General features: G+C 54.4%; 6 protein-coding genes. All 6 read left to right on the top strand.

The window, feature by feature from the left end; all coding sequences use genetic code 11:
- The coding region (locus tag MHN01_RS16230; protein WP_239412295.1) for a substrate-binding domain-containing protein at positions 1-479 on the top strand (479 nt) is incomplete at its 5' end.
- A 163-nt stretch (positions 480-642) separates the two neighbouring features.
- On the top strand, positions 643-1,215 hold the full coding sequence (locus MHN01_RS16225) for an SPOR domain-containing protein (RefSeq protein WP_239412296.1): 573 nt from the start codon (positions 643-645) through the stop codon (positions 1,213-1,215).
- Positions 1,216-1,379: 164 nt separating this feature from the next.
- Positions 1,380-1,907, top strand: coding sequence for an ATP-dependent protease subunit HslV (gene hslV, locus MHN01_RS16220; RefSeq protein ID WP_239412294.1), 528 nt, complete (start codon positions 1,380-1,382; stop codon positions 1,905-1,907).
- A gap of 10 nt (positions 1,908-1,917) precedes the next feature.
- Positions 1,918-3,249: an HslU--HslV peptidase ATPase subunit gene (hslU, locus tag MHN01_RS16215; RefSeq protein WP_239412293.1), complete on the top strand. Its 1,332-nt coding sequence runs from the start codon at positions 1,918-1,920 to the stop codon at positions 3,247-3,249.
- Positions 3,250-3,400: 151 nt separating this feature from the next.
- The gene (locus MHN01_RS16210; protein ID WP_239412292.1) at positions 3,401-4,312 is read left to right on the top strand and encodes a 1,4-dihydroxy-2-naphthoate polyprenyltransferase; all 912 of its coding nucleotides are present in this window, start codon (positions 3,401-3,403) and stop codon (positions 4,310-4,312) included.
- A 162-nt stretch (positions 4,313-4,474) separates the two neighbouring features.
- Positions 4,475-4,960, top strand: coding sequence for a ribonuclease E activity regulator RraA (rraA, locus tag MHN01_RS16205; RefSeq protein WP_239412291.1), 486 nt, complete (start codon positions 4,475-4,477; stop codon positions 4,958-4,960).
- Positions 4,961-5,131 lie beyond the last annotated feature (171 nt).

Genomic DNA, 5,131 nt, shown 5'->3' with positions numbered 1-5,131 from the left:
ACAAACGCATTGCACAAATTTCCGGGCCTGACTCGGCAGCCCTGTGCCAGTTCCGTTCGCAAGGCTACCAACAGGCATTGCGTCGTGCAGGCGTCGAACTCAATCCGGCCTATACCGTTAAGGGCGATTTCACGTTCGCAGCCGGTGCCCGCGCCGTCACTGCCCTGCTGTCCCTGCCCGAGCCACCAACGGCGCTGTTGTGCCATAACGATGTCATGGCCATCGGAGCCATGCAACAAGCCAAGCGTCTGGGTTTCCGGGTACCGCAAGATTTATCGATTGTCGGCTTCGATGACATCCAGTTCGCCGAATACTGCGATCCGCCTCTGACCACCGTGTCTCAGCCTCGTTATGAAATCGGCCGTCAGTCGATGCTGATGTTGCTTGAAATCCTCAAGGGCAAGGAAATCTCATCAGGCTCCCGCCTGCTCGATGCCAAGCTGGTGATCAGGGAAAGTGCCGCGCCACCGGCCCAGTAACCGGAATACAGTCCCAATGTGAGCTTATGTTTTGGGCATAAGCTCACAAAATTCACCCAATGGCGTGCAAGCATTTCGTCCAGATCTGATCCCAACACTAGTCAGCCCCAGCGCAACTTTGTAACATAGCGAGAATTGTTTTCCCGTTGTGTTTATTCTAACTGTGGCCACAAAAGATTATGTAAAGCGCGGACGCTCGCCGAAAAAGCCAGCCCGTAACACACGTAAAGCCCCTGCCTCTGGCGGCTTCCCGATAAAATGGGCACTGATAGCATTGTGCCTGGTCTGCGCACTCGGCTACGGCCTGTATTTCCTGTCAACAACGCCGGCTCCCCAGCCCGAGACCGTTCAGCCAAAACCCGCGCCGAAGCCACAGCCGCAACCCGCCGTTAAGGCGCAAGAGAAAAAGCTGCCGCCGAAACCGGAAGAAAAATGGCGCTATATCGAGGAGCTGGAAAACAAGGAAGTCCCGGTCGAGGCCAAGAAAGAGCAGAAGCCTAGCCGCCCTTATCTGATGCAATGCGGCGCCTATCGCAGCCAAGATCAGGCCGAGCAGCGCAAGGCCATGATTGCCTTCCAGGGACTCACCAGCCAGGTCAAGATCAGCCAGGGCGAGAAAGGCAACTGGTACCGGGTGATCCTGGGTCCCTACCCGCAAAAGCGCAAAGCCGAAAGTGACCGCAACATGCTGCGACGAGCCGGTATCGAGCCTTGTGCCATCTGGTTCTGGGAATAAACGGCCCGCCCCGGAAAGCCCGCAACATCAGGTTCAAGAAAAAGGATGCAACTGCATCCTTTTCTTTTTCCAATCCCGATACCTTGAAAAAATCCCCCCCCATCCCCAGATAAGCATTAATACCGATACCGGCACACGCCGGAGAGACTCAAAGAGGTAAAACCGTGACAACTATCGTATCTGTACGTCGAAACGGTAAAGTCGTTATCGCCGGTGATGGCCAGGTTTCCCTGGGCAATACCGTTATGAAAGGTAACGCTCGCAAAGTGCGCCGTTTATACAACAACAAAGTTCTTGCAGGCTTTGCCGGCGGCACGGCTGATGCCTTCACCCTATTCGAGCGTTTTGAGCGTAAGCTGGAAATGCACCAGGGCCATCTTCTCAAGTCAGCCGTCGAGCTAGCCAAAGACTGGCGCACCGACCGCATGCTGCGCAAGCTGGAAGCCCTGCTGGCGGTAGCCGATGAAACCGGCTCCCTGATCATCACCGGTAACGGTGACGTCGTCCAACCGGAACATGATCTGATTGCAATCGGTTCAGGTGGTAATTTTGCCCAGGCCGCAGCGACAGCCCTGCTGGAAAATACCGATCTCAGTGCCCGTGAAATTGCGGAGAAATCACTGAACATTGCCGGTGATATCTGTGTCTTCACCAACCACCAACACACTATCGAAGAGCTTGATACCAAGTAAGGAAGCCGTAATGTCTGAGATGACTCCTCGCGAAATCGTTCATGAGCTTGATCGTCATATCATCGGTCAAGACAAGGCCAAGCGTGCAGTGGCCATTGCCCTGCGTAACCGCTGGCGCCGCATGCAGCTTCCTGAAGAACTGCGTGTCGAAGTAACCCCGAAAAATATTCTGATGATCGGCCCGACCGGTGTCGGTAAAACCGAAATTGCCCGCCGCCTGGCCAGACTGGCCAACGCCCCCTTCATCAAGGTTGAAGCGACCAAGTTCACCGAAGTGGGCTATGTGGGCAAAGAAGTCGAAACCATCATTCGCGATCTGACAGATGTCGCGGTGAAAATGACCCACCAGCAGGCGATGGAAAAAGTCCGCTTCCGCGCCGAAGAGCTGGCCGAAGACCGCATTCTCGATATTCTGCTGCCACCGGCACGTGATGCCTGGGGCCAGAACGAAGAAGCAGACAGCAACTCTACGGCCCGCCAGTCTTTCCGCAAGAAACTGCGCGAAGGCAAGCTGGACGACAAAGAGATCGAAATCGAAATCGCCGCCCCGCAAATGGGTGTCGAGATCATGGCTCCTCCGGGCATGGAAGACATGACCAACCAACTTCAGGGCATGTTCCAGAACCTGGCCGGTAACACCACCAAAAAGCGCAAGATGAAAATCAAAGACGCGATGAAGGCGGCGACCGAAGAAGAAGCGGCGAAACTGGTCAATCAGGAAGAACTGAAAGAACAGGCCATCTTTGCGGTTGAAAACAACGGCATCGTGTTCCTCGACGAAATCGACAAGATTTGTAAGCGCGGTGAATCATCGGGTCCAGACGTGTCTCGCGAAGGTGTCCAGCGAGACTTACTGCCATTGGTAGAAGGGAGCACCGTATCGACCAAGCACGGTATGGTCAAAACCGATCACATCCTGTTTGTTGCATCCGGTGCCTTCCAGGTGGCAAAACCATCGGATCTGATCCCGGAGCTTCAGGGTCGCCTGCCAATCCGCGTCGAGCTTGAAGCCCTTACCAGCGGCGATTTCAAGCGTATCCTGACCGAGCCAAATGCCTCGCTGACCGAGCAGTACAAGGCACTGATGGCCACCGAATCGGTAGAGATTGAGTTTGCCGAAAGCGGGATCAACAAACTGGCCGATGCCGCGTGGCAGGTTAATGAACGTACCGAAAACATCGGTGCCCGCCGCCTGCACACGGTCATGGAGCGCCTGATGGAAGAACTGTCCTACGACGCGACCGAAAAATCGGGTGACAAGCTGGTCATCGACGAAGCCTATGTCAACGAGCGTCTCGGTGAGCTGGTTGAAGACGAAGACTTGAGCCGCTTCATCCTGTAAGCCCTAACGATCTATTTGTTCTTCTCCTATATCAAAACGGTGCTTTAAGGCACCGTTTTTTTGTTCTTGAACAAACAATCTGCCGATAAAGTTGCCCATCGCTGTGTATACGCCATAATAGCCCTTCGACTGATTCCGAAATAAGCACATTATGAATTCATCTTCACTCGCAATCTGGCTGGATGCCGCAAGACCGAAAACCTTGCCGCTGGCTGTCGCATCGATTGTATGCGGAAGTGCAGTCGCAGGATGGCAAGGAAGTTTTTCTGCTTTAGTAGCGGGCCTGGCCCTGCTGACCGCACTCCTACTCCAGATCCTGTCTAATCTGGCAAATGACTATGGCGATGCCGTCAAAGGAACGGACAACGAGCACCGCCTTGGGCCACAACGCGCAATCCAGTCTGGGCTGGTAACCCCGTCAGCGATGCGCAATGCGATGATCTTAAATATCCTGCTGACCGTCACCAGCGGCCTGAGCCTGATCTTCATCGCCTGCAACAACCTCCAGGATATGTTCGGTTTTATGCTGCTGGGCCTGATGGCAATTGCGGCCTCCATAGCCTATACCGTCGGTAACAAGCCCTACGGCTACCGCGGCCTGGGCGATCTCTCGGTACTCATGTTCTTTGGCTGGCTTGGCGTTGCCGGTACCTACTACCTGCAAACCGGACAAATCGACTCGGTCATTATGTTACCTGCCACGGCCTGCGGTCTGCTAGCCGTCGGTGTATTGAATATCAACAACCTGCGGGATATCGACAATGATCGGGCCTGCGGCAAGCTTACCCTGGCGGTACGCATGGGGCCTGACTGGGGACGCAAGTACCATTTGTTCCTGCTGGCTGGCAGCGTACTCTGCCTAGCGTTGTTTGCTGCCCTTGAGTTGCACTCGCCGTTTGGCTGGCTGTTCGTCCTGAGTGCCCCCCTGTTGTTCAAGCACGGGAAACAGGTACTACAGTCAGCAGACGGAGCCGCCCTGCGCCCGATGATGGCCACCATGGTAAAATGTGCGCTGCTTACAAACCTGCTGTTCGCCGCCGGCGTGGTACTGGCAGCCGGCTAGAATCTGACGCGCTAACTTGCCCCTGCTTTGTGAGGGGCGTTATTGCAATGTCATATTGGCTAGTTATACTTTCAACAGGTTAGCAGAAAGCCATCAGCAACGAATCATGCTCAGCAGGCTGTATACCGACCCTTTTCAATTGCCACAAGAAGAAGCGAACTTATGGAATATAATACGTCCGAACTATGCGATATCTACCTCGACCAAGTCGATGTTGTTGAGCCAATGTTCAGCTCTTATGGTGGCCGAAACTCTTTCGGCGGCCAGGTAACAACCATTAAGTGCTTTGAAGATAACGGGCTGATTCGTGATGTGCTGCAACAACCCGGTGTGGGCCGTGTATTGCTTGTCGACGGCGGGGGCTCACTGAGACGCGCACTCATTGATGCTGATATCGCGCAGCTGGCTGCCACTAATGAGTGGGAAGGGATTATTGTCTACGGCTGTGTCCGCAACGTCGATGATCTGGACGAAATGGAGCTAGGCATCCAGGCGATGGCTTCCATTCCGGTCGGTGCCGATGAACAGGGTATCGGTGAAGTCGATGTCGCCGTGAATTTTGGCGGAGTCACCTTCCTGCCGGAAGATCACATCTATGCCGATACGACGGGAGTTATCCTTTCACCCGAGCCGCTTGATATCGAGTAGGCAGGATAACGAGCAAGCTGGAGCCATCAGGCTGCCAGCCTCTCATTACATAGCGTCCCTGACAGATAAAAAAACAGAGCCAAAAGGCTCTGTTTTTTTATTCAACGCTGTCCATCTTGCCAAGCAGGTTGCGTACACGCTCCTGCCAGGCCTGATGATCATTTAGATCGG

Source organism: Photobacterium sp. OFAV2-7, assembly GCF_022347985.1.
In the GTDB taxonomy this organism is placed as follows: Bacteria; Pseudomonadota; Gammaproteobacteria; order Enterobacterales; family Vibrionaceae; genus Photobacterium.
This window is presented reverse-complemented; position numbering and strand designations above follow the sequence as displayed.

What these genes read in the sequence shown, in the direction of transcription:
- hslU (WP_239412293.1), top strand. Translation starts at nt 1,918, where the DNA reads ATGTCTGAGATGACTCCTCGCGAAATCGTTCATGAGCTTGATCGTCAT.
- MHN01_RS16210 (WP_239412292.1), top strand. Translation starts at nt 3,401, where the DNA reads ATGAATTCATCTTCACTCGCAATCTGGCTGGATGCCGCAAGACCGAAA.
- rraA (WP_239412291.1), top strand. Translation starts at nt 4,475, where the DNA reads ATGGAATATAATACGTCCGAACTATGCGATATCTACCTCGACCAAGTC.